This window comes from Brevibacterium sp. MGP-B1 (assembly GCF_057766545.1).
Genome location: NZ_CM173407.1, coordinates 2,082,025 through 2,102,665, shown reverse-complemented (window position 1 = coordinate 2,102,665; position 20,641 = coordinate 2,082,025). Strand labels below are relative to the sequence as shown.

Genomic DNA, 20,641 nt, shown 5'->3' with positions numbered 1-20,641 from the left:
CCGAGGCCGCACCTCCACAGAGGCTGCACCCCACCGAGGCCGCACCTCCACCGAGGCTGCACCCCACCCACCGAGGCCGCATCCCGACCGAGGTGGCACTCCACCCACCGAAGCAGCGCCCCACCCACCGAGGCGGGACAGACGAAAGCGGCCCCGCACCGTGTGGTGCGGGGCCGCTGCAGTCCGGATCAGGCTGGCGCGATCAGAAGGCGCGCTGCAGGATCGCCTGCTTCACCTCGGCGATGGCCTTGGTGATCTCGATGCCGCGAGGGCAGGCCTCGGTGCAGTTGAAGGTGGTGCGGCAGCGCCACACGCCTTCCTTGTCGTTGAGGACCTCGAGACGCATGTCTCCGCCTTCGTCACGCGAATCGAAGATGAAGCGGTGCGCGTTGACGATCGCGGCCGGACCGAAGTACTGGCCGTCGGTCCAGAACACGGGGCACGACGAGGTGCACGCAGCGCAGAGGATGCACTTCGTGGTGTCGTCGAAGGCCGCACGCTGTTCGGCCGACTGCAGACGCTCACGCGTGGGCTCGTGTCCCGAGGTGACGAGGAACGGCATGACCTCGCGGTACGACTGGAAGAAGGGCTCCATGTCGACGATCATGTCCTTCTCGAGCGGAAGGCCCTTGATCGCCTCGACGGTGATCGGCTTGGACGTGTCGAGGTCCTTGAGCAGAGTCTTGCAGGCCAGACGGTTGCGGCCGTTGATGCGCATCGCATCGGAACCGCAGACGCCGTGGGCGCATGACCGGCGGAAGGACAGCGAACCGTCGATCTCCCACTTGATCTTGTGGAGAGCATCCAGCACACGGTCGGTGCCGTACATCGTGATGCTGTATTCCTCCCAGTGCGGCTCGGAATCGACCTCGGGGTCGAAGCGAGCGATCCGGAAGGTGCAGTCGAAGGACGGGATGGACCCGCCTTCGCCTGACACGTGTGTCGGCAGGTCGATCTTCGACGCTGGCTCTGGGGTGGTATCGGTGCTCATCAGTACTTACGCTCCATCGGCTGGTAACGGGTGACGATGACGGGCTTCGTCTCAAGACGCATGCCCTTGATGCCGTCGGTCTCCGCTTCGGGATCGAGGTAGGTCATCGTGTGGTGCATGAAGTTCTCGTCGTCACGATCCGGGAAGTCTTCGCGGAAGTGTCCTCCACGCGATTCCTTGCGGTGGATGGCGGCGACAGAGATGACCTCGGCGAGCTCGAGCAGGAAGCCGAGCTCGACGGCCTCGAGCAGATCGAGGTTGTAGCGCTTGCCGCGGTCCTGGATGCCCACGTTGTTGTAGCGCTCGCGCAGTTTTGCGATCTCGTCGAGAGCGTCACGCAGAGTCTCGTCGGTGCGGAACACCTGCACGTTGGCGTCCATGATGTCCTGCAGATCCTTGCGGATCGCCGCGATGCGTTCGGTGCCGTCCGAGGTGCGCATCTTCTCGAGCATCTCGACGACGTCGTTCGCCGGGTTCTCGGGCAGTTCGACGGACTCGGCGGTCTTCGCGTATTCCGCAGCGGCGATGCCGGCGCGCTTGCCGAAGACGTTGATGTCGAGCAGCGAGTTCGTGCCCAGACGGTTCGAACCGTGCACCGACACGCAGGCGCATTCACCGGCGGCGTAGAGGCCGGGGATGACGGTGTCGTTGTCGGCGAGGACTTCGGCTTCGATGTTCGTCGGGATGCCGCCCATCGCGTAGTGTGCCGTCGGGAAGACCGGCACCGGCTCCGTGTAGGGCTCCACACCGAGGTAGGTGCGGGCGAACTCGGTGATGTCCGGCAGCTTCTCGTCGATGTGTGAGGGCTCGAGGTGAGTGAGGTCGAGCAGGACGTAGTCCTTGTTCGGTCCGCAGCCACGGCCTTCGCGCACCTCGTTGGCCATCGAACGGGCCACGATGTCACGCGGGGCGAGGTCCTTGATCGTCGGGGCGTAGCGCTCCATGAAGCGCTCACCCTCGGAGTTACGGAGGATTCCGCCCTCACCGCGAGCCGCCTCGGACAGCAGGATGCCCAGGCCGGCGAGGCCCGTCGGGTGGAACTGGAAGAACTCCATGTCCTCCAGCGGGATTCCGCGGTTGTAGGTCACGGCCATGCCGTCACCGGTCAGGGTGTGTGCATTCGAGGTGGTCTTGAAGACCTTGCCGACACCGCCGGTGGCGAAGACGACCGACTTGGCCTGGAAGACGTGGATCTCACCGGTGGCCAGTTCGTAGGACACGACGCCTGCGGGGCGCTTGACCCCGTCGACCTCGGTCATGAGGAGGTCGAGGACGTAGAACTCGTTGTAGAACTCCACGCCGTGCTTGACGCACTGTTGGTACAGGGTCTGGAGGATCATGTGACCGGTGCGGTCGGCGGCGTAGCAGGAGCGGCGCACGGCGGACTTGCCGTGGTCGCGGGTGTGACCGCCGAAACGACGCTGGTCGATCTTGCCTTCGGGGGTGCGGTTGAACGGCAGCCCCATCTTCTCGAGATCGAGGACGGCGTCGATGGCTTCCTTGGCCATCACCTCGGCGGCGTCCTGGTCGACCAGGTAGTCACCGCCCTTGACGGTGTCGAAGGTGTGCCATTCCCAGTTGTCCTCTTCCACGTTCGCCAGTGCGGCGCACATTCCGCCCTGGGCGGCACCGGTGTGCGAACGGGTGGGGTAGAGCTTGGTGAGAACGGCGGTGCGGGCACGCTGGCCCGACTCGATCGCCGCACGCATGCCGGCGCCGCCGGCACCGACGATGACGACGTCGTAATGATGTACCTGCATGTTTCTCCTTTAGGCCTTGCAGAACTCAGCCAGGACCGAGGGGTCCGCTCCGGCCGGGCAGGGATCGAACGTGAAGATGACGAGCGTGCCGAGCACGATGACGATGACCGAGGCGATGTAGAGGATCACCTGCAGGGACATGCGTGTGCCGGGCTTCTCGGAGTAGTCCATGATGATGGTGCGCAGACCGTTGGTGCCGTGCAGCATCGCCAGCCACAGCATGAGCAGATCCCAGATCTGCCAGAACGGGCTGGCCCACTTGCCTGCGACGAAGCCGAAGTCGATGGCCTGGACGCCGTCGCCGGCCCACAGGTTCACGAACAGGTGGCCGAAGATGAGGATGACGAGCACGACGCCGGAGATGCGCATGAACAGCCATGCGAACATCTCGAACTTCGAACGCGTCGACTTGTGCCGGGAGTAACCGGTCCGCGGAGCCGGAATGGATGTTGTGCTCATGTCAGCCTCCGAAGGTGTGCATCAGCTGGCGGGGAATGAAGGCGATCATGATGATGAGCCACACAACCATGACTCCCCAGAACAGCTTCTTCTGATTTTTCGGGCCACTCTTCGAGAAATCGACGAGAATGACGCGCAGACCGTTGAACGCATGGAATGCGATGGCGGCGACGAGCGCGATCTCACCGAATGCCATGACCGGTGTCTTGTAGGTTCCGATCACTGCGTTGTAGGCCTCGGGCGAGACGCGGACGAGTGCAGTATCGAGCACGTGGACCAGAAGGAAGAAGAAGATTCCGACGCCTGTGACGCGATGCGCGACCCAGGACCACATTCCTTCGTTTCCTCGGTACAGAGTGCCCGTAGACGCTTTGGCCACGGAGCATCCTCCATCTTGAATATTCGGGTGTGTACGTCTAGAAACTACGCCGAAGACCGCTTCCGTGCCAGTCGAGACACGGCTGAGCGTCCGGGATCACACCGCAACCCTGGCAATTCCCTCAAAACTGGGATTCACCGTCTCACGAAATTTCAATTACATCACAGTGGTGTGCTCTAAAGTGCTGCGGTCCCGTCCTGACCTGGGCGGCCCAGGAACTTGGGCACACCATCACCGAGGCGGTCCTGAGGTGGGGAGATCCCCACCGGAGCCTTGAGGATCGGCTCATCCGACACGGCGGGCAACCTCGGGGAAGGTGTGCCCGAACTCTGAGACACTGAATTCGTGAACACGCACTTCCACGCCATCATCCCCGCCGGCGGATCCGGAACGCGCCTGTGGCCGCTGTCTCGCCGGGCGACGCCGAAGTTCCTCCACGATGTCCTCGGCCTCGGTCGCAGCCTCATCCAGGCCACCTGGGACCGGGTCGCGCCGATCGTCGGCGAAGACAGGGTCTGGGTGGTCACCGGTGAGAGCCATTTCGATCAGGTCGCCGAGCAGCTGCCGCATATCGCCCGCGCCCAGATCATCACCGAACCCTCCCCGAAGGACTCTGCCGCCGCCATCGGGTTGGCGGCCATGATCATCGCCCGCGAGGACCCCGACGCCGTCGTCGGCTCGTTCTCCGCCGACCATTCGATCACGAACGTCGACGAATTCCGTCTCGTCATCGACCAGGCCGTCGCTGCCGCGGAGACCGGTGACATCGTCACGATCGGCATCATGCCCCGAAATCCCGCCACCGCCTACGGTTATATCGAGACCGGTGACCTGCTCGGACTCGACGGGGCGCCCACGGCCAGGCGGGCGCTGGCATTCGCGGAGAAGCCGGAGGCGAGCACCGCCCGTCGGTATGTGAATTCCGGACGCTACCGCTGGAACGCGGGCATGTTCATCGCCAAGGCGTCCTCCCTTCTCGACATCCTCGCCGAGGAGGACCCGCTCCTCTATTCGGGACTGGCCCGGATCGCCGAGGCCTGGGACACTCCTGACCATGACGAGGTCCTCAGTGCTGTGTGGCCCGGACTGGAGAAGCGAGCCATCGACTATGTGGTGGCCGAGCCCGCGGCCGCGGCCGGTCGTGTCATCGTCATCCCCGGTGACTTCGGCTGGGACGACGTCGGCGACTTCGACTCGGTGGCCCGACTGCGCCAGCCGGTTCCAGGGGAGCCGCGCGGAGTGATCTCGATCGGTGGGAACACCGATCTGCTCGAAGTCGATGCATCGGGAGTCGTGTTCTCCGAAGGACCGAGGACGGTGGCGATCGTCGGACTCGAAGACCTCGTCGTCGTCGACACCGACGATGTCCTGCTCATCACCTCCCGTTCACACGCCCAGGATGTGAAGAAGGCAGTGTCCGTCGCCGGTGAGCGCGGACTCGACGAACTGCTCTGATCCCGTCCGCCCGCCTCTGGGAGTGGACGGACCTGAACCTGGCCGGGCACGGCAAGTGCGGACGGACCTGAACCTGGTCGTGCGCGCCAGGGGTGGGCGGATCTGAAGGGGGCGGCCGCCTCGGCGAGGGTGGGAAGCAGGATGCGAAGTATGTCGAAATTGGTCGCAATGGGCACATTTATGACATCGAGTGCCTAGCATTGCTTGAAATGTTCGACATCGCCCATCCCCGACCTCCCCGCACTGAAGGACCCGACGTGATCAGCTCGACAATCGCTGAGATCGGTGCAGAACTCATCGATTTCCGCCGCGACATCCATGCCCATCCGGAACTGTCCTTCCAGGAGTTCGAGACCACCGACAAGATCGTCGCCCGCCTCGAGGCCGCAGGTCTGGGTCCCCAGCGCCTCGAAGGCACCGGCGTCGTCTGCGAGGTCGGCGAGGGGCCGGTGGCCGTGGGGCTGCGCGCCGATATCGACGCCCTGCCCGTCGATGACCTCATCGACGAGGAATTCCGTTCCACTGTTCCCGGCGTCGCCCATGCCTGCGGCCACGACGTTCACCTGACCTCCCTCATCGGTGCCGGCATCGCCCTGCAGAAGATCCACGAATCACGGCCCGGCGGCCTCGGCGGTCGCGTGCGGCTGATCTTCCAGCCCGGTGAGGAAGTCACCCCGGGTGGCGCGCTGCGCGTGATCTCACAGGGCGTCCTCGACGATGTGCCCGAGGTCTATGCCGTCCACTGCGACCCGAACGTCGACATCGGCAAGGTCGGTTCGCGCATCGGCGCCATCACCGCAGCTGGCGACACCGTCATCATCCGCCTCTCCGGTCATGGCGGGCACACCTCCCGTCCTCATCTGACCGAAGACCTCGTCTATGCGCTCGGCAAGCTCGCCACCGACCTGCCCTCGACGCTGGGTCGGCTGATCGATCCGCGGCACGCGATCTCCCTGGTGTGGGGCGAGATCAGCGCCGGTCACGCAGCGAACGTCGTTCCCAGCGAGGGGATTCTGCGCGGAACCCTGCGCTGCCTCGACGTGGACGGCTGGAACCAGGTCGCCGAGGTGCTGCCCGAGCTCGTCGACCGCATCGCCGGACCCTACGGAGTCGAGGTCGACCTCGAACACCGCCGAGGCGTCCCACCGGTGGTCAACACCGAAGACCAGGTCACCCTCATCGAATCCGCCGTCCGCGGTGAGCTCGGCGAGAACTCCGTGCAGCTGACCCCGCAGTCCATGGGAGGGGAGGACTTCGCGTGGTACCTCACCCACTGCCCGGGTGCGCTCATCCGCCTGGGCACCCGCACACCCGGCGGCATCACCTACGACATCCACCAGGGTGATCTGCTCATCGACGAACGCGCCGTGGAGATCGCCGCCCGCGTGTTCACCGCCACCGCGCTCAAGGTCCTCGACCGCGACCGCTGATCGACCAGTCACGGTCGGCGACCACTCGACAGCGATCGGTGGCTGCTCGGCTGCGCCGGCTGTCCACGCTGATTACCCGGCCGAGATGCCGGGCCGATAATCTTGATGTCATGAGTCTCCGAGCCCGCAGCACCTCCATTGCCGTCGTCGCCGCGGCGGGCACCGTGGTGCTGGCCGGCTGCTCCGTCACGACTCCCGAAGCCCTCGAAGAGGAACGGCTGGGCTGTCTCGTCTCGGCTCCGGCCGGCTTCGACGATCATTCCGCCGGTGCCCTCACCCTCGAGGAGGCGGAACTGGCTCGTGGGGCCGGGGTCTTCTCGGGCACCTCGAGTCAACGTGTCTCGGGTGGGTCGGCCACCTCGGCGGCATTGGATCGGATGCACAGAAACGACTGCGCTCTGACCACGGTCATCGGCCCCGGGGGAGCGGACGAGCTCGCGGACTTCGCTGCCGCCCACCCCGACGATCTGTTCCTCGGGGTCTCCAGCGGCACCGATGACCTGCCGAAGAACGTGCTGAGCATGGATTTCGACCTCGTCCCGCCGGCGTTCATCGCCGGATACACCGCGGCCACAGCCTCGGAGACGGGGAAGGTCGGGGTCGTCGTCGCGCACGGGTTCCCGCAGTCCGACCGCATCCTGGCCGCCTTCGACGCCGGGGTCGGCCTGTACAACAAGGAGAAGGACGAGGACCTGCCGAAGGCGGAGTCGTACCGTCCCTCCTCGGGTGGGGCCGCCTCGGCGAACGGTTCGCCTCGGGTGATCGACGATACCCGCGATGCCGGGAAGGACTACTTCGAACGGTCCTTCGATGCCGATGTCGATGTGCTCGTTCCCTTCGGATCGGCGGCCGCGATGGGGGTGGTCACCTCGGCGGATGAGAAGCGGACCGACCTGACCGCGGCCACACAGGGCCCCGAAGGCGACGACGAGGGACCGAGCCTGCCGAAGGTCGTCTGGTACGGCACCGCGGGCGGGTTCTCCAAGGCGATCGTGGCCACAGTGGAGCCGAACGTGCGCCGCGGACTGCGCACGATGTTCCCCGACTGGCCGCAGAGCAAGAACCCCGACGAGGTGGCCCCCGCCCCGAAGACCGGGCCCGAGGAGATCGGCGGGTTCCGCGTCGCCGACCGCCACTACTGGGGCACCCTCGACAACGGGGGAGTGCGCATCGTCGCCGAGGACGGATTCCTCTCCCGTGTCTCCGACGCCGGACGCGGAATCACGGACCTGCGTGAGCGGATCAAGAGCGGGGAGATCGACCCGGAGAAAGGATGAGGGGCGCGCGCCGCATCGGATAAGCTGAGACGGTGATGAATGTACCCGCCGGCGTCGCATCGGACGACCCCATCCTGCAGCTGCCCAAAGTCTCCCTCCACGATCACCTCGACGGCGGTCTGCGCCCGTCGACGATGCTCGAACTGGCCGACTCGATCGGTCACACTCTGCCCGCCTCCGACGCCGAATCGCTGCGCCGGTGGTACTCGGAATCCGCGAACTCCGGTGACCTGGTCCGCTACCTCGAGACGTTCTCGCACACCGTGGCGGTCATGCAGAGCGAGGACAACCTGCGCCGCGTGGCCAAGGAATGGGTCCTCGACCAGGTGGCCGACGGAGTCTTCTACGCCGAGGCCCGATGGGCTCCCGAACAGCACCTCGAAGGCGGACTCGAACTCGACGCCGTCGTCGAAGCCGTCCAGGACGGTCTGGAAGCCGGCGTCTCCGAGGCCGCGGCCGAGGGCAAGTACATCCGCGTCGGACAGCTCATCACGGCCATGCGCCAGGCCGACAACTCGCTGGCGATCGCCGAACTGGCCATTCGCCATCGTGAGAAGGGCGCGGATTCCGGTGTCGTCGGCTTCGACATCGCCGGACCCGAGAACGGCTTCCCGCCGTCTGCGCACCTCTCCGCCTTCAACGCTCTGCACCAGGCCTATGTGCCGGTGACGATCCATGCCGGTGAGGCTGCCGGCAAAGAATCCATCCACGAGGCGGTCACCATCTGCCACGCCCAGCGTCTGGGCCATGGTGCGCGCATCGTCGAGGACATGGACATCGTCGACGGCCAGGGGCAGCTCGGCAGCCTCGCCGCCTGGGTCCTCGACCAGCAGATCCCGCTCGAGCTGTGCCCGAGCTCCAATCTGCAGACCGACATCGGCGGCACCATCGCCAGTCACCCGATCACGGGGCTGAAAGACCTCGGATTCGCTGTCACTATCAACCCGGACAACCGACTCATGTCCGGCACTTCGGTGTCGCGTGAGATGCGTCTCCTCGTCGACGAGGCCGGCTGGAACCAGACCGACCTCGAATGGGCGACGGTCAATGCCATCACCGCTGCCTTCCTGCCGCTGGATGTGCGCGAGCGCATGCTCGACGAGATCCTCATCCCCGGATTCGCCCGGGTGACCATTTGAGCTCACACAATGACCGGGCCGCAGCGTCCGGTGCGTCACCGGAGCCTGAGGGGCACGGCGTTCCGACCCCGCGGGCGATGCTGCTGCCCGTGACCGTCCTCGGCATCCAGGCGCTGGCCCTGGTCGGTGCGGCGGTGTCGTTCGTCATCACCGCGATCACCGCCGGTCCCTTGGCGGCTTCGCTGATCGGTCTGGCCGTCATGTTCCTCATCTTCGCGGCCGGTGTCGGCGCCGCGGCCCGGGGCGCCTGGCGTCTGCATCGGTGGGCGCGTCCGGCGGCGATCGCCTTCGAGCTGCTCGTCATCGTCTTCGCCTTCAGCGTCATCGGCGGTTCCCTGTGGCTGGGGCTGGCCTGCCTGGTCACTGCCATCGCCGTGCTCTTGGGCTTCTTCCTGCCCGCCGTCGTCGACGCCTACAACCGAGCCCTGGCTGACTAGGCAGGTTTAAGCGGGTACTCGTCCGAATGTAGGTCGCAATCGAATACTTTCGAGCGAGAGAAGTATCCGATAGCGACCTGAGTTCTGCGCTGGGTATCCGATAGCGACCTGCGTTCTTTCGAATTCGAGCCGTTGCAACCACCCGCCACCGCTGGGAGAACGCGTTAACTGTGCGCAGATTGCCAAAATCCGGCGTCTGATGGGCAATCTGCGCACACTTAATTCATGTCAGCGGTGCTGGTTGGGCAGATTCCGACCGACAGCGCCGTCCGCAGTGCGCCAGTGGCTGCCGACAGGCGGCATCACATCGTCGGTGGTGACCATTTCTGGACGCTCGCGGCCTGAGCGGCGATGAGTCGCGACGGAACCGCTGAGAAGACGGCATTGCGCAGCCGCGCCAGCAGCTGCGATTCGAGTTGGAACACCTGCCCCATCAGCCGAGACTTCTGTGCGAGCGACTGCGTCCGCGGACGCCGCAGCGAGTCATAGCGGCTGAGTGCCGCAGCGAGGTCTGCCGGTGCTGAGGCGCGCGGGCCCGCGTCGTGGGCCGGGTTCACACCGGCGCGTGTGCCCACATCGTCGGCAGAGTTCGCACCTGCGCCCGCTCTGGCACCTGCGCCCGCTCCCGCACCTGCAGCGGAGACTGGTATCTCGGCTTGGTCCACCATCCGCCCCGGTCGATTCGCCTCGGGCCCCGGAGACTCACTGATCAGCGGGGCAAGCAGGACGGTGAGCGTCGCTGCGTCTTCGAGGGCCTGACCGCCACCCTGACCGAGGTTCGGCGTCATCGCGTGCGCGGCATCGCCGAGGAGGACGACTCGGCCGCGGTGATAACGACGCAACCGGCGGGAGAGGTCGGAGATCGCGGTGCGGCGGACCTCCTCGGCGGGGGTGGCGGCAATGAGCTCGGCGATGGGGGAGTGCCAGCCTGTGAACATCTGCTCGATCGTCGCCTTCTCATCGGCGAAGACCGCGTTCTGCGGCATATTCGCCACAGCGAACCAGTAGACGCGGCCGTCGGCCAGGGGAGCGATGCCGAAGCGGCGTCCGTGCCCGACAGACTCCCCGGCCTCGCCGGACAGATCCACAGGCACCGAGGTGATGCCCCGCCACGCGGAATACCCGGAGTAACGCGGTGCCACCGGTTCACCGTCGATGACGGTGCGGACCCGGCTGCGCAGACCGTCAGCGCCGGTGATGAGGTCGAAACGCTCTGCGATCGACTCCATCGTGCTCGAATCGTCGGCGGACCCGACCCTGATAGTCAGCGTCCCGTCGGTGCCGGTCGCCGTCGCCTCGGTGCCGGTGCGCACTGTCCCAGGAGCCAGAGCATCGAGGAGGATGCGGTGGAGGTCAGCCCGGTCGACGATGCGCAGCGCACCGACCGAATCATCGGGCACCTGAGCGATCCAGTGCCCGTCTGCGCGGCGCTGACCTGCGGCGAAGCCTTCGACGCTGGAGTCGGTCACGGCGTCGAACGCCTCGCGCAGACCGAGCGACTCCAGTGCGGCAAGCCCGTTGGCGAAGATCGACAGTCCCGAACCACCGGCCCTCACTTCGGGGGCACGTTCGAACACGGTGACCTCGGCGCCGGCCCTCTGCAGTCCCACGGCCGTCGAGAGTCCGCCGATCCCAGCTCCGATGACAGCGATCTTCATGAACTCATCGTCGCACGCAGAACGCCGGGTGGCGACGCCGCCGGTTGACCGTTGGTACGCGTTAAGTGTGCGCAGATTGCCCAAAACGGGCTTCAGAGTGGCAATCTGCGCACACTTAACACGCACCGAGGCGAGGCGAGGAGTGCCCAGAGACTACTGGAGGAACTCTCCGCAGGCTTCGGTGAGGTAGTCGCCGGCGACTCCGCCCTCTTCGCCGAGGCTGATAGCGGTCATCTGGATGCCCCACCACACGCGCGGCGAACCGCCCCACTGTTGGCGGAACTCCTCGCGACGACCGGGATCTTCGGCGAGGTCGTCGGCGGCCAGGCCGATGCGGTCCTGGGCATCATCGGCGGTGCAGCGCTTCTCGTCATCCGGGCCCTTCGGGTCGAGCTCGGGGATGTCTTCGTCATCGACGGTCTTGAGGGTGTAAGCCGAGTTGCCGATCTCTTCGACCTCGAAGGTGCCGTGGATGAGCAGGAACGGGGAGGCACCGTCGTCGACGTTCTTCGAGTCGACGGTGACGCTGACGCTGTCGGGGCTGTCGGCGGTCACGGTCGTCTCGCCGGAGTCGGGGACTTCCGGGTTGCCGGTGTGCACGTAGACCTTGAGGTAGGCCTCGGTCTTCTTCTCGGCCGCCTCGGCGAGGCCCTGCCACAGCGGGTCGGTGTCCTTCGCCCCACCCGGCGAGGAATCGACGATGGACACCTTCGGTGCATCGTCTGGCGTCTCGATCGGGGTGACCTCCTCCTTGCTCACCGAGGGGCGCGGCTGGGGTCGGGTCTCATCGGGAGTCGACACGCAGGCCGTCGTCGTGGCCAGCAGTGCTGCGGCGGACAGCAGGGCAAGGGGGCGAAGTCGCATGGTTCCTCGAGGTGTCTCAGCGTCCAAATGGTGTCGCTTCCAGCGTAATGCGCGGGACGGTCCGAGCCCGGGTGGACGCGCGGCGAGGCGGTGAAAGCAGCGCGGGTGCGAGACTTCTGCGCCCGGGTGGCGGGCACTGGCCCTGACGTCACAGGCCGGCCGCCCAACCGCGGCGCCCGACCCTGCTGCCTCAGCCGCGGCGTGGTGCGGCGATGAGTTCGCGCAGGCTCTGCCGCTGGCCGCCCGCGGCATCGAAGTTCGCTTCGTCGAGCCACTGCTCATACGCCGATCGCAGCGCCGGCCATTCGCTGTCGATGATCGAGAACCACGCGGTGTCGCGGTTGCGGCCCTTGTACACGACGTGCTGTCGGAACACTCCTTCGAAGGTGAACCCGAAGCGTTCGGCGGCCGCTTTCGATGGGGCGTTCGCGTCATCGCACTTCCACTCGAACCGGCGGAAACCGGAGGCGAAGGCGAGATCGGCGCAGAGGAAGAGCGCCTCGGTGGCTGCTCGCGTCCGCCGCAGCGCCGGACCCCAGAGGATGTGCCCGATCTCCATGACCCCGTTGGCGGTGTCGATGCGCATCAGTGCCTGCCGCCCCTCGGCTCGACCGGTGGATCGGTCCACGACGGCGAAGAAGAGGGGATCGGAAGAGGCGGCCGCCTCGGCGATCCAGGTGTCGAAGTCGCTGCGTTCGGTCTGCGGGGACTGCGGCAGGTAGCGGAACCGCTCCTCGATCCCGTCAGCAACTGAGACCGCAGCGAACAGATCATCGCTGTGGACGGCAGGATCGAGGGGTTCGAGATCGACGTAATGACCGTGGATGGGCTCGCGCCGAGGCGGCTGTGCGCCGGTGAAATTCGTGAGGTCGTCGTTCATGGCTGGGTCCTCGTCGTCGGGGTTCGGGTGGGGTTCGTGCGTCCGTGCCTGTGGTTGGGCAGGTGTGACTGTGCTCGGGGTGGGTTCAGTCTTCGCTGCCGTCGAAGCCGGTGGACAGCTCGCGCAGAAGTCCGGCGAGCTTGCGGCTGCCGGCGGGGGTGAGGCCGCTGAGGATCTCGCGCTCCTTCACGAGCAGGTCCGCCAGAGCGGAGTCGACGGTGGCGCGGCCGCTGTCGGTGAGGTGGACGAGCACTCCGCGGCGATCACCCGGATCGGGGCGACGCTCCACCCATCCGCGGGCGACGAGACGGTCGATGCGATTGGTCATGGTGCCGCTCGTGACAAGCGTCTCCTGCAGCAGGGTCGAGGGAGAGAGCTGATAGGGCTCACCGGCTCGGCGGAGGGCGGAGAGCACGTCGAAGGCCCATCCCTCGATTCCGTAATCGGAGAAGCTCGACTTCCGTGCCAGGTCCAACTGCCTGGCCAGCCGCGAGACTCGGGAGAGGATCTCCATCGGGGAGACGTCGAGATCCGGACGCTCACGTCGCCAGGCTGCGACTATTCGATCCACTTCGTCCATGAATCGATTTTACGTCCATATCAAGAATCTTGAGCGCAAAGATACTTTTTGACGAGAGATTCCTTACTCTCAGGGTCCGTTTAACCTGCAGGTTTGGATGGACGGGTGCGTTTGGGAATATGGTTGTCCTTGGTTGTTGCATCCGTCAACGAACCTGCAGGGGCCAACCACCCGGCAGCAGAAACGAAGGAAAACACGTGGATCTTTTCGAGTATCAAGCACGTGACCTGTTCGAGAAGCACGGAGTGCCCGTGCTCAAGGCCCAGGTCGCGACGACGCCAGAAGCAGCGAAGAAGGCAGCCGAAGATCTTGGCGGCGGTGTCGTCGTCGTCAAGTCGCAGGTCAAGATCGGCGGCCGTGGAAAGGCCGGCGGCGTCAAGGTCGCCAAGAACCCCGATGAGGCCGAGGCTCGCGCCAAGGACATCCTGGGACTCGACATCAAGGGCCACATCACCGAAAAGGTGATGATCGCCGAGGGTGCCGACATTGCTGAGGAGTACTACTTCTCCGTCCTCCTCGATCGGTCCAACCGCACCTATCTGGCCATGTGCTCGAAGGAAGGCGGCATGGAGATCGAGCAGCTGGCCGTGGAACGTCCGGAAGCGCTCGCCAAGATCCCCGTCTCCGCCATCGACGGCATCAACGCTGCCAAGGCAGCAGAGATCGCCGAGGCGGCCGGCTTCGATGCCGACACCGCCGCGAAGGTCGCCCCCGTGCTGACCAGCCTGTGGACCGTCTTCGAGAAGGAAGACGCCACCCTGGTCGAGGTCAACCCACTGGTCAAGACCGGTGCCGGCGACATCATCGCCCTCGACGGCAAGGTCTCGCTCGACGACAACGCCGACTTCCGCCAGAAGGAGCACGAGGAGCTGCGCGACATCAGCGCAGAGAACCCGCTCGAGCTCAAGGCCAAGAAGCTCGACCTCAACTACGTCAAGCTCGACGGTGAGGTCGGAATCATCGGCAACGGCGCAGGACTGGTCATGTCGACCCTCGACGTCGTCGCCTACGCAGGTGAGAACCACAACGGCGTCAAGCCCGCGAACTTCCTCGACATCGGAGGCGGCGCCTCGGCTGAGGTCATGGCCAACGGACTCGACGTCATCCTCGGCGATGATCAGGTGAAGTCCGTCTTCGTCAACGTCTTCGGCGGAATCACCGCCTGTGACGCCGTGGCCGACGGCATCGTCAAGGCCCTCGAGATCCTCGGCGACCAGGCCACCAAGCCGCTCGTCGTCCGCCTCGACGGCAACAACGTGGAAGAGGGACGCGCCATCCTGCAGAAGGCCGCGCACCCGCTCGTCACGCTCACTGACACGATGGACGGTGGAGCCGACAAGGCCGCCGAACTGGCTGCTGCCAAGTAAGGAAAGGTCTTTACAACAATGTCTATCTTCCTGAATTCCGATTCGAAGATTATCGTCCAGGGCATCACCGGCGGAGAGGGCTCGAAGCACACCGCCCGCATGCTCGCCGCCGGATCGAACGTCGTCGGCGGTGTCAACGCCCGCAAGGCCGGCACCACTGTGAAGCACAACGACCAGGCCGGCAACGAGGTCGAACTCCCCGTCTTCGGGTCCGTCGCCGAGGCGATGGAAGCCACCGGTGCCGACGTGTCCGTGGCCTTCGTGCCGCCGGCGTTCTCCAAGGACGCCGCGATCGAGGCCATCGACGCCAAGATCGGTCTGCTCGTCATCATCACCGAGGGCATCCCGGTGCAGGACTCGGCAGAGGTCTGGGCCCGTGCGCAGGCGGCCGGAAACGCCACCCACATCATCGGACCCAACTGCCCCGGCATCATCACCCCCGGTGAGTCGCTGGCCGGCATCATCCCGGCCAACATCACGAAGAAGGGCAAGCTGGGCCTCGTCTCGAAGTCCGGCACCCTGACCTATCAGATGATGTACGAACTGCGTGACCTCGGCTTCTCGACCGCCATCGGCATCGGCGGAGACCCGGTCATCGGCACCACACACATCGATGCGCTCGAAGCATTCGAGGCCGATCCGGAGACCGAAGCCATCGTCATGATCGGCGAGATCGGCGGAGACGCCGAAGAGCGCGCAGCCGCCTTCATCAAGGAGAACGTGACGAAGCCGGTCGTCGGCTACGTCGCAGGCTTCACCGCTCCCGAGGGCAAGACAATGGGCCACGCCGGTGCCATCGTCTCCGGCTCCTCGGGAACCGCTCAGGCCAAGAAGGAAGCCCTCGAGGCTGCAGGCGTCAAGGTCGGCAAGACCCCGACCGAGACCGCCGAGCTCATGCGCGGACTCCTCGGCTGAAGGTGCTGAGTATCTGAGTCGCTGATTCGTGGAGCCGCTGAGACTCTGGGTTTCTGAGACTCTGGCGTCGGGCCGGGACTGTTCAAACAGTCCTGGCCCGACGTCTTTCTGTTTTTCAGCCACGACGTACTGTTGCCGGCTGCTTCTATAGGTGCTTCGGCATCAGGCACCCTCTCTGGCTTCTCCTACAGGTGCTGCACTATCCATCACCGTCAGTGGCAAAACACACCGGTGCAAAGGTGCAGTGTGAAGCTAAAGGTGTGGGATGGTGCTCAGAGCCTCGCGCAGTCGATGCGCACGCCCGAATCCTCGAGGCGCTTCCGGTCAGGCTCGGACAGACGGTCGTCGGTGATGATGAGATCGAGCTCGTCGAGCGCCACTGCCTTGAACCGAGCATGGGTGTCGAACTTCGTCGAGTCGGCCACGAGGATCGTGCGTTGGGCGGCCTGCCGCGCTGCGCGTTTGAGCGTGAGCTTGTCGGTCTCCGAGGTGGTCAGGCCGTGGTCCAGATCCCAAGCACCGGCGCTGAGGAACGCAGTGTCGATCGAAAGCGAGGCCAGGGTCGCCGCGGCAAGAGGCCCGCTCGAGGACCCGCTGTTGATGTCGACTGTTCCGCCGGTGTGGATCGCCGGAATCTTCTCGTCCATGAGCCTCGTCGCCGAGAGGAAGTCATTGGTCACCACGGTGATGTCGGCGATGGTCGTGAGGTGTTCGACGATCGCCTCGCAGGTGGTGCCCGCGTCGAGGAAGACGGTCGAACCCGAACGGACATGAGCGGCCGAGGCGCGTGCGATCGCCCGCTTGGCCCGGGTTTCCAGCTCTGTGCGGGGAGCGCGTTCGACAGGGGTCTCCTGGCCACGCGTGCCGAGCAGTCGCACCCCGCCGTGAACGGACTCGACCTGACCGGCCTCTTCGAGCGCACTGATGTCTCGGCGCACCGTCATATGCGAGACCTGCAGCCTGTCGGTGAGCTCTCGAACGCTGAGCACCCGCGAAGCGCGGAGCAGTTCGACGATCTCCTGCTGTCTCTGGTCAGGGATGAGCGGAGTGGCGGGCTTCGAAAGTGGGGGCACGAGACCAGCGTACCAATGGTGCACACGGATTCACATCGAAGATCACAGAATGTGAATCCGTGTGATACGGTGCGTGAATATGTTAACGAAGTTCGAGGCTCTCAGAGCCATCCACGACACCGGTGCAGTCCTCATCGTCCGTCTCGACTCGGAGGACGACGCCCTCGCGGTCTCCCGCGCCGCAATCGCCGGAGGCATCCGCGCCCTCGAAATCACTCTGTCCGTGCCGGGCGCAAAGCGCGTCATCAGTGCGCTGAGCGAGGAGTTTGCCTCCCAGGGAGTCGTCATCGGAGCCGGTACCGTGCTTGATGCGCAGGCTGCCTACTCCTGCATCGAGGCAGGCGCGCAGCTGCTCGTGAGTCCCAACCTCGACCGCGGAATGCTCGAGGTCGCCAACCGCTACCAGGCCGTGAGTATCAGTGGGGCGTTCACCCCCACCGAGGTGGTCGATTCGCTGAGCGCAGGTGCTGACATCGTCAAACTCTTCCCCACGGAGATCTCCGGCCCCGGGTACCTCAAGACTGTCCGGGCGCCGCTGGCCCAGGCACCGATCCTGCCGGCCGGCAGTGCCAATCCGGACAACGTCGGTGAGTGGATTGACGCGGGTGCTGCCGCGATCGGCATCGGCAGCTATGTCACCAAGGCGGCCAAGTCCGGCGGTGACTACCGAGACGTTACCCAAGCCGCGCGGACAATGCTCGAGGCGATCGCCGATGCACGTGAAAAAGGAGCTCAAGGATGAGCACGACTGCAAAAACGACGGGTGCTGCGAAGTCGACCAACCCACGCAGAATCAGGTGGATCTTCGTCGCCCTCCTCGTCATCGGCGGAATCGTCAACTATCTCGACCGGTCGACGCTGAGCATCGGCAACTCCACCATCGCCGAGGAGTTCGATCTCAGTGCCACCCAGATGGGTCTGCTGCTCTCGGCGTTCTCTTGGCCGTATGCGATCGCCAATCTTCCGGCCGGCTACCTCGTGGACAAGTTCGGGGCGAAGAGAATGTTCGCCTTCGCCTCCGGGGCCTGGTCGCTCGTCGGTATGGTCACTGCGGCCGCGAACTCCTTCGGCCTGCTCTACGCACTTCGAGTCGCGCTCGGCGTCGCCGAGTCTCCGTTCTTCACTGCCGGCCTCAAGGTCAACGAACGGTGGTTCTCTGCCAAGGAACGCGCATTCCCCATCGCCCTCGTCAACACCGGTTCCCAGATCGCCAATGCCCTGGCTCCGCCGCTGCTGACCTTCCTGCTGCTCACCATGTCTTGGCGCGGAATGTTCATCGTCGTCGGTGCCCTGGGCATCATCGTCATGCTCATCTGGCTGCGCATCTACCGGGATCCGACACTTCGTGAGGAGCACATCCTCAAGGGCGACGACTCCGCAGACGCCTCCGCCGATGAGATCGCCGAACAGCTCGACGAGGCCACAACAGCCGAGGCGGACACAGTCGTTGAAGGAGCCGAGAAAGTCGGTTGGGGAACGCTGTTCACCAAACCGAACACCTACTTCATGATCATCGGCGCCTTCGGCATCTTCTACACGGTTTGGGTCTACCTCACCTGGTTGCCGAGCTACATCGAGACCGACCTCGGATTCAGCTTGCAGGAGACCGGATGGCTCGCCGCACTGCCTTTCCTCATGGGTGTCCTCGGCGTGCTCACCGGCGGGTGGTTCTCCGGCGTCCTCATCCGTCGGGGCCGTCCCGCAATCGTGGCCAGGAAGGTGCCGATCGTCGGCGGAGCGGTCCTCGCGGCCGCCTCGGTGTTCCCAACGGCCTACGTCGACAACGTGCCGCTGATCATCGCGCTCCTCAGCCTCGGCTACTTCTTCTCCCAGGTGCCCATCGGCTGCCTGTGGACGCTGGCCTCGGATGTGGCTCCGAGCGAACAGGTCGCCTCCCTCGGTGCGATCCAGAACTTCGGCGGCTTCATCGGCGCCGCTCTTGCCCCGGTCGTCACCGGTTGGCTAGTCGACACGACGGGGAACTTCAACTCGGTCTTCCTCGTCGGCGCGATTCTGCTCATCGTCGGTGCGATCTCCTATGGCTTCTTCGTCAAGGATCGCAGCCGGGAGGCGCATTGAGACAGGCACAGCGGCCGCAGGTCTTCATCGTCATCGGTCCCGCCGGCAGTGGGAAGTCGAGCGTGAGCAAGGCGCTTGCCGCCGAATTCGGGGCGGTCTTCCTTGATAAGGACGTGGTCTGCGGGCCACTGACCGAGGCGCTGCTCGAGATCGCAGGCACTGATCCGGCAGGACGCGACGACAACCCTGTCTATCAAGACCGGGTGATGGACCTCGAATACCAGACGCTGCTGGCGATTGCCGGGGACAATCTGCGTCTGGGGCGCAGCGTCGTCCTGGATGCTCCTTTCGGCCGCTACCTGCCCGAGGCTGACTTCCTCACGGCCAACGCCAGTGCACACGGGTGGCCGGACGCGGAGTGGATCGTCGTGCGAGTCGCCGTCGACGGAGAGTCTGTGCGCCGGCGGGTGGAGGCCCGCGGACTCTCGCGTGATCGTTGGAAGCTCGAGAACTGGGACGAATTCTGGACTCGAGCATCGGCGGTCGACTGCCGGTGGACCGGTGCGACGGTGGTGCACGTCGACAACGGGGGCCACGGGTTCCACCGGGCCGAAGTCATCGCCCAGGTCGAGAGACAGCGGATGATGACGACGACCGACGGTGACGAGTGCAATCCCCGGTGTTGAGTACGACTGCCAGTGGCACAGGGCCGCAGGTCCCGGACCCCAATGTTGAGTACGTTCACTGAGGAGGGTCTAATCTGAGAATGTGAACTCTCAGAAAACTGATCAGACAGCGCAGTCGACGAACCCCGCGGACATACTCTCCGACACCGGCACCGCTGCCCCACCCGTCGACACCAGCCCCGAGGCGCACCCGCGCAACTTCGGGTCCGACAACTGGGCCGGGGTCCACCCCGAGGCCATCGCCGCCATCGCCGAGGCCAACGTCGGCCATACGCCCGGCTATGGCGGAGATCCGTGGACACAGCGTTTCCAAGACATCATGGCCCACCACTTCGGGCCCGAGGCTCAGGCGTTTCCTGTCTTCAACGGCACCGGCGCGAACGTGCTCGCCCTGCAGTCGGCGCTGCCGCGGTGGGCAGCGGTGATCACGGCCGCCTCGGCGCATATCAACTACGACGAAACCGGCGCCCCGGAGAAGGTCGGCGGACTCAAGATCATCGGTGCTGCCACCGAGAATGGCAAACTCACTCCCGAGGCCATCACGGGTGCGATCATCGGCCGCGGCAGCGAACACAATGCGCAGCCGCTGGCCGTGAGCATCTCACAGTCCACCGAATGGGGCACGACCTACACTCCCGACGAGATCGCGGCGATCGCGTCCACCGCGCACGAGAACGACATGATCCTCCACGTCGACGGGTCCCGACTCGGCAATGCGGCCGCCCACCTCGCCGTCGGCCTCGGCGACATCACCACCGCGGCCGGAGTCGACATCGTCAGCCTCGGCGGAACGAAGAACGGCTTGCTCGGCGCCGAGGCGGTCGTCGTCCTCAACCCGGAGATCGGCCAGGGACTGCGGTTCCTGCGCAAGATGAACCTGCAGCTGGCCTCGAAGATGCGCTTCCTCTCCGCCCAGCTGAACGCCCTGTACGAGGGCGACCTGTGGCGGAACTCCGCCACCCGGTCCAATGAGATGGCCCGGTACCTTGCCGACACTCTCGCCGAGGCGGCCGGGCGGGGGCGTGTCCCCGGACTCGAAATCGTGCAGAAGGTCGAATCGAATGTCGTGTTCGTCCGGATGCCCGCCGAGGTGGCCGCTCGTGCTCGGCAGAAATTCGCCTTCGCGGGCTGGCCCTTGGAGAAGGACATCGTCCGCCTTATGTGCGCCTTCGACACGACACGAGAGGACGTCGACGCCCTCGTTGCCGCCATCGTCGGTGACTGAGAGAGCTGCCGCCGGCCAGCGAGGACAGCCGTTGAAGAACAGATTTC

At 65.4% G+C, this 20,641-nt stretch carries 20 protein-coding genes; 11 read left to right on the top strand and 9 right to left on the bottom strand.

From position 1 onward, the window contains the following. Window positions 1–202: 202 nt before the first annotated feature. The 4 genes from AC3CD9_RS09605 to sdhC are packed head-to-tail and all read right to left on the bottom strand — an operon-like array spanning window position 203 to window position 3,589. Window positions 203–991, bottom strand: a complete 789-nt coding sequence (locus AC3CD9_RS09605) for a succinate dehydrogenase iron-sulfur subunit (RefSeq protein ID WP_101546859.1) — start codon at window positions 989–991, stop codon at window positions 203–205. Beyond that, window positions 991–2,751: a succinate dehydrogenase flavoprotein subunit gene (gene sdhA, locus AC3CD9_RS09600; protein WP_139470358.1), complete on the bottom strand. Its 1,761-nt coding sequence runs from the start codon at window positions 2,749–2,751 to the stop codon at window positions 991–993. The genes AC3CD9_RS09605 and sdhA overlap by 1 nt, the downstream gene beginning before the upstream one ends. 9 nt (window positions 2,752–2,760) lie before the next feature. Beyond that, window positions 2,761–3,210 (bottom strand): succinate dehydrogenase hydrophobic membrane anchor subunit, encoded by a 450-nt coding sequence (locus AC3CD9_RS09595; protein ID WP_025778711.1) that lies wholly within the window; start codon window positions 3,208–3,210, stop codon window positions 2,761–2,763. 1 nt (window position 3,211) lies between these two features. After that, window positions 3,212–3,589 (bottom strand): succinate dehydrogenase, cytochrome b556 subunit, encoded by a 378-nt coding sequence (gene sdhC, locus AC3CD9_RS09590; protein ID WP_081770431.1) that lies wholly within the window; start codon window positions 3,587–3,589, stop codon window positions 3,212–3,214. Between the two features lie 345 nt (window positions 3,590–3,934). Between sdhC and AC3CD9_RS09585 the strand changes: the two genes are divergently transcribed. The 5 genes from AC3CD9_RS09585 to AC3CD9_RS09565 all read left to right on the top strand — a co-directional run bounded on the left by AC3CD9_RS09585 (window position 3,935) and on the right by AC3CD9_RS09565 (window position 9,327). Further along, the gene (locus AC3CD9_RS09585; RefSeq protein WP_488367405.1) at window positions 3,935–5,044 is read left to right on the top strand and encodes a mannose-1-phosphate guanylyltransferase; all 1,110 of its coding nucleotides are present in this window, start codon (window positions 3,935–3,937) and stop codon (window positions 5,042–5,044) included. 257 nt (window positions 5,045–5,301) lie between these two features. Then, a complete protein-coding gene (locus AC3CD9_RS09580) occupies window positions 5,302–6,474 on the top strand; it encodes an amidohydrolase (RefSeq protein WP_139470356.1) in 1,173 nt (390 codons plus the stop codon). 110 nt (window positions 6,475–6,584) lie between these two features. Further along, window positions 6,585–7,751: a BMP family ABC transporter substrate-binding protein gene (locus AC3CD9_RS09575; RefSeq protein WP_488367404.1), complete on the top strand. Its 1,167-nt coding sequence runs from the start codon at window positions 6,585–6,587 to the stop codon at window positions 7,749–7,751. A gap of 35 nt (window positions 7,752–7,786) precedes the next feature. Beyond that, the gene (locus tag AC3CD9_RS09570; protein WP_488367538.1) at window positions 7,787–8,890 is read left to right on the top strand and encodes an adenosine deaminase; all 1,104 of its coding nucleotides are present in this window, start codon (window positions 7,787–7,789) and stop codon (window positions 8,888–8,890) included. After that, entirely contained in the window at window positions 8,887–9,327 is a 441-nt protein-coding gene (locus AC3CD9_RS09565) for a hypothetical protein (RefSeq protein ID WP_488367403.1), read from the top strand. The genes AC3CD9_RS09570 and AC3CD9_RS09565 overlap by 4 nt, the downstream gene beginning before the upstream one ends. A gap of 302 nt (window positions 9,328–9,629) precedes the next feature. Here AC3CD9_RS09565 and AC3CD9_RS09560 read toward each other — a convergent pair whose 3' ends face one another. From AC3CD9_RS09560 to AC3CD9_RS09545, 4 genes are all read right to left on the bottom strand, one after another. Continuing rightward, window positions 9,630–10,985, bottom strand: a complete 1,356-nt coding sequence (locus AC3CD9_RS09560) for an FAD-dependent oxidoreductase (RefSeq protein ID WP_488367402.1) — start codon at window positions 10,983–10,985, stop codon at window positions 9,630–9,632. Between the two features lie 153 nt (window positions 10,986–11,138). Beyond that, window positions 11,139–11,849, bottom strand: a complete 711-nt coding sequence (locus AC3CD9_RS09555) for a hypothetical protein (RefSeq protein WP_172171087.1) — start codon at window positions 11,847–11,849, stop codon at window positions 11,139–11,141. A gap of 190 nt (window positions 11,850–12,039) precedes the next feature. Beyond that, window positions 12,040–12,729, bottom strand: coding sequence for a GNAT family N-acetyltransferase (locus tag AC3CD9_RS09550; protein ID WP_488367401.1), 690 nt, complete (start codon window positions 12,727–12,729; stop codon window positions 12,040–12,042). An 85-nt stretch (window positions 12,730–12,814) separates the two neighbouring features. Beyond that, window positions 12,815–13,309 carry a MarR family winged helix-turn-helix transcriptional regulator gene (locus tag AC3CD9_RS09545; protein ID WP_101594132.1) on the bottom strand — a complete coding sequence of 165 codons (495 nt, stop codon included), beginning with the start codon at window positions 13,307–13,309 and terminating at the stop codon, window positions 12,815–12,817. A gap of 197 nt (window positions 13,310–13,506) precedes the next feature. Here AC3CD9_RS09545 and sucC point away from each other — a divergent pair, with 197 nt between their 5' ends. Together sucC and sucD are read left to right on the top strand one after the other, a co-directional pair. Continuing rightward, window positions 13,507–14,676: an ADP-forming succinate--CoA ligase subunit beta gene (sucC, locus tag AC3CD9_RS09540; protein WP_488367400.1), complete on the top strand. Its 1,170-nt coding sequence runs from the start codon at window positions 13,507–13,509 to the stop codon at window positions 14,674–14,676. Between the two features lie 18 nt (window positions 14,677–14,694). Beyond that, window positions 14,695–15,591: a succinate--CoA ligase subunit alpha gene (gene sucD / locus AC3CD9_RS09535; RefSeq protein WP_488367399.1), complete on the top strand. Its 897-nt coding sequence runs from the start codon at window positions 14,695–14,697 to the stop codon at window positions 15,589–15,591. A gap of 272 nt (window positions 15,592–15,863) precedes the next feature. Here sucD and AC3CD9_RS09530 read toward each other — a convergent pair whose 3' ends face one another. After that, window positions 15,864–16,664 carry a DeoR/GlpR family DNA-binding transcription regulator gene (locus AC3CD9_RS09530; RefSeq protein WP_488367398.1) on the bottom strand — a complete coding sequence of 267 codons (801 nt, stop codon included), beginning with the start codon at window positions 16,662–16,664 and terminating at the stop codon, window positions 15,864–15,866. A 79-nt stretch (window positions 16,665–16,743) separates the two neighbouring features. On the opposite strand from AC3CD9_RS09530, the gene AC3CD9_RS09525 reads away from it, so the two are divergent. The 4 genes from AC3CD9_RS09525 (at window position 16,744) to AC3CD9_RS09510 (ending at window position 20,594) form a co-directional block, all read left to right on the top strand. Continuing rightward, a complete protein-coding gene (locus tag AC3CD9_RS09525; protein ID WP_488367397.1) occupies window positions 16,744–17,406 on the top strand; it encodes a bifunctional 4-hydroxy-2-oxoglutarate aldolase/2-dehydro-3-deoxy-phosphogluconate aldolase in 663 nt (220 codons plus the stop codon). Beyond that, window positions 17,403–18,743: an MFS transporter gene (locus AC3CD9_RS09520; protein WP_488367396.1), complete on the top strand. Its 1,341-nt coding sequence runs from the start codon at window positions 17,403–17,405 to the stop codon at window positions 18,741–18,743. The genes AC3CD9_RS09525 and AC3CD9_RS09520 overlap by 4 nt, the downstream gene beginning before the upstream one ends. Further along, window positions 18,740–19,369: a P-loop nucleotide/nucleoside kinase family protein gene (locus AC3CD9_RS09515; RefSeq protein WP_488367395.1), complete on the top strand. Its 630-nt coding sequence runs from the start codon at window positions 18,740–18,742 to the stop codon at window positions 19,367–19,369. Before AC3CD9_RS09520 ends, AC3CD9_RS09515 begins: the two co-directional genes overlap by 4 nt. Window positions 19,370–19,502: 133 nt before the next feature. Beyond that, window positions 19,503–20,594: a threonine aldolase family protein gene (locus AC3CD9_RS09510; protein WP_488367537.1), complete on the top strand. Its 1,092-nt coding sequence runs from the start codon at window positions 19,503–19,505 to the stop codon at window positions 20,592–20,594. Window positions 20,595–20,641: the final 47 nt, after the last annotated feature.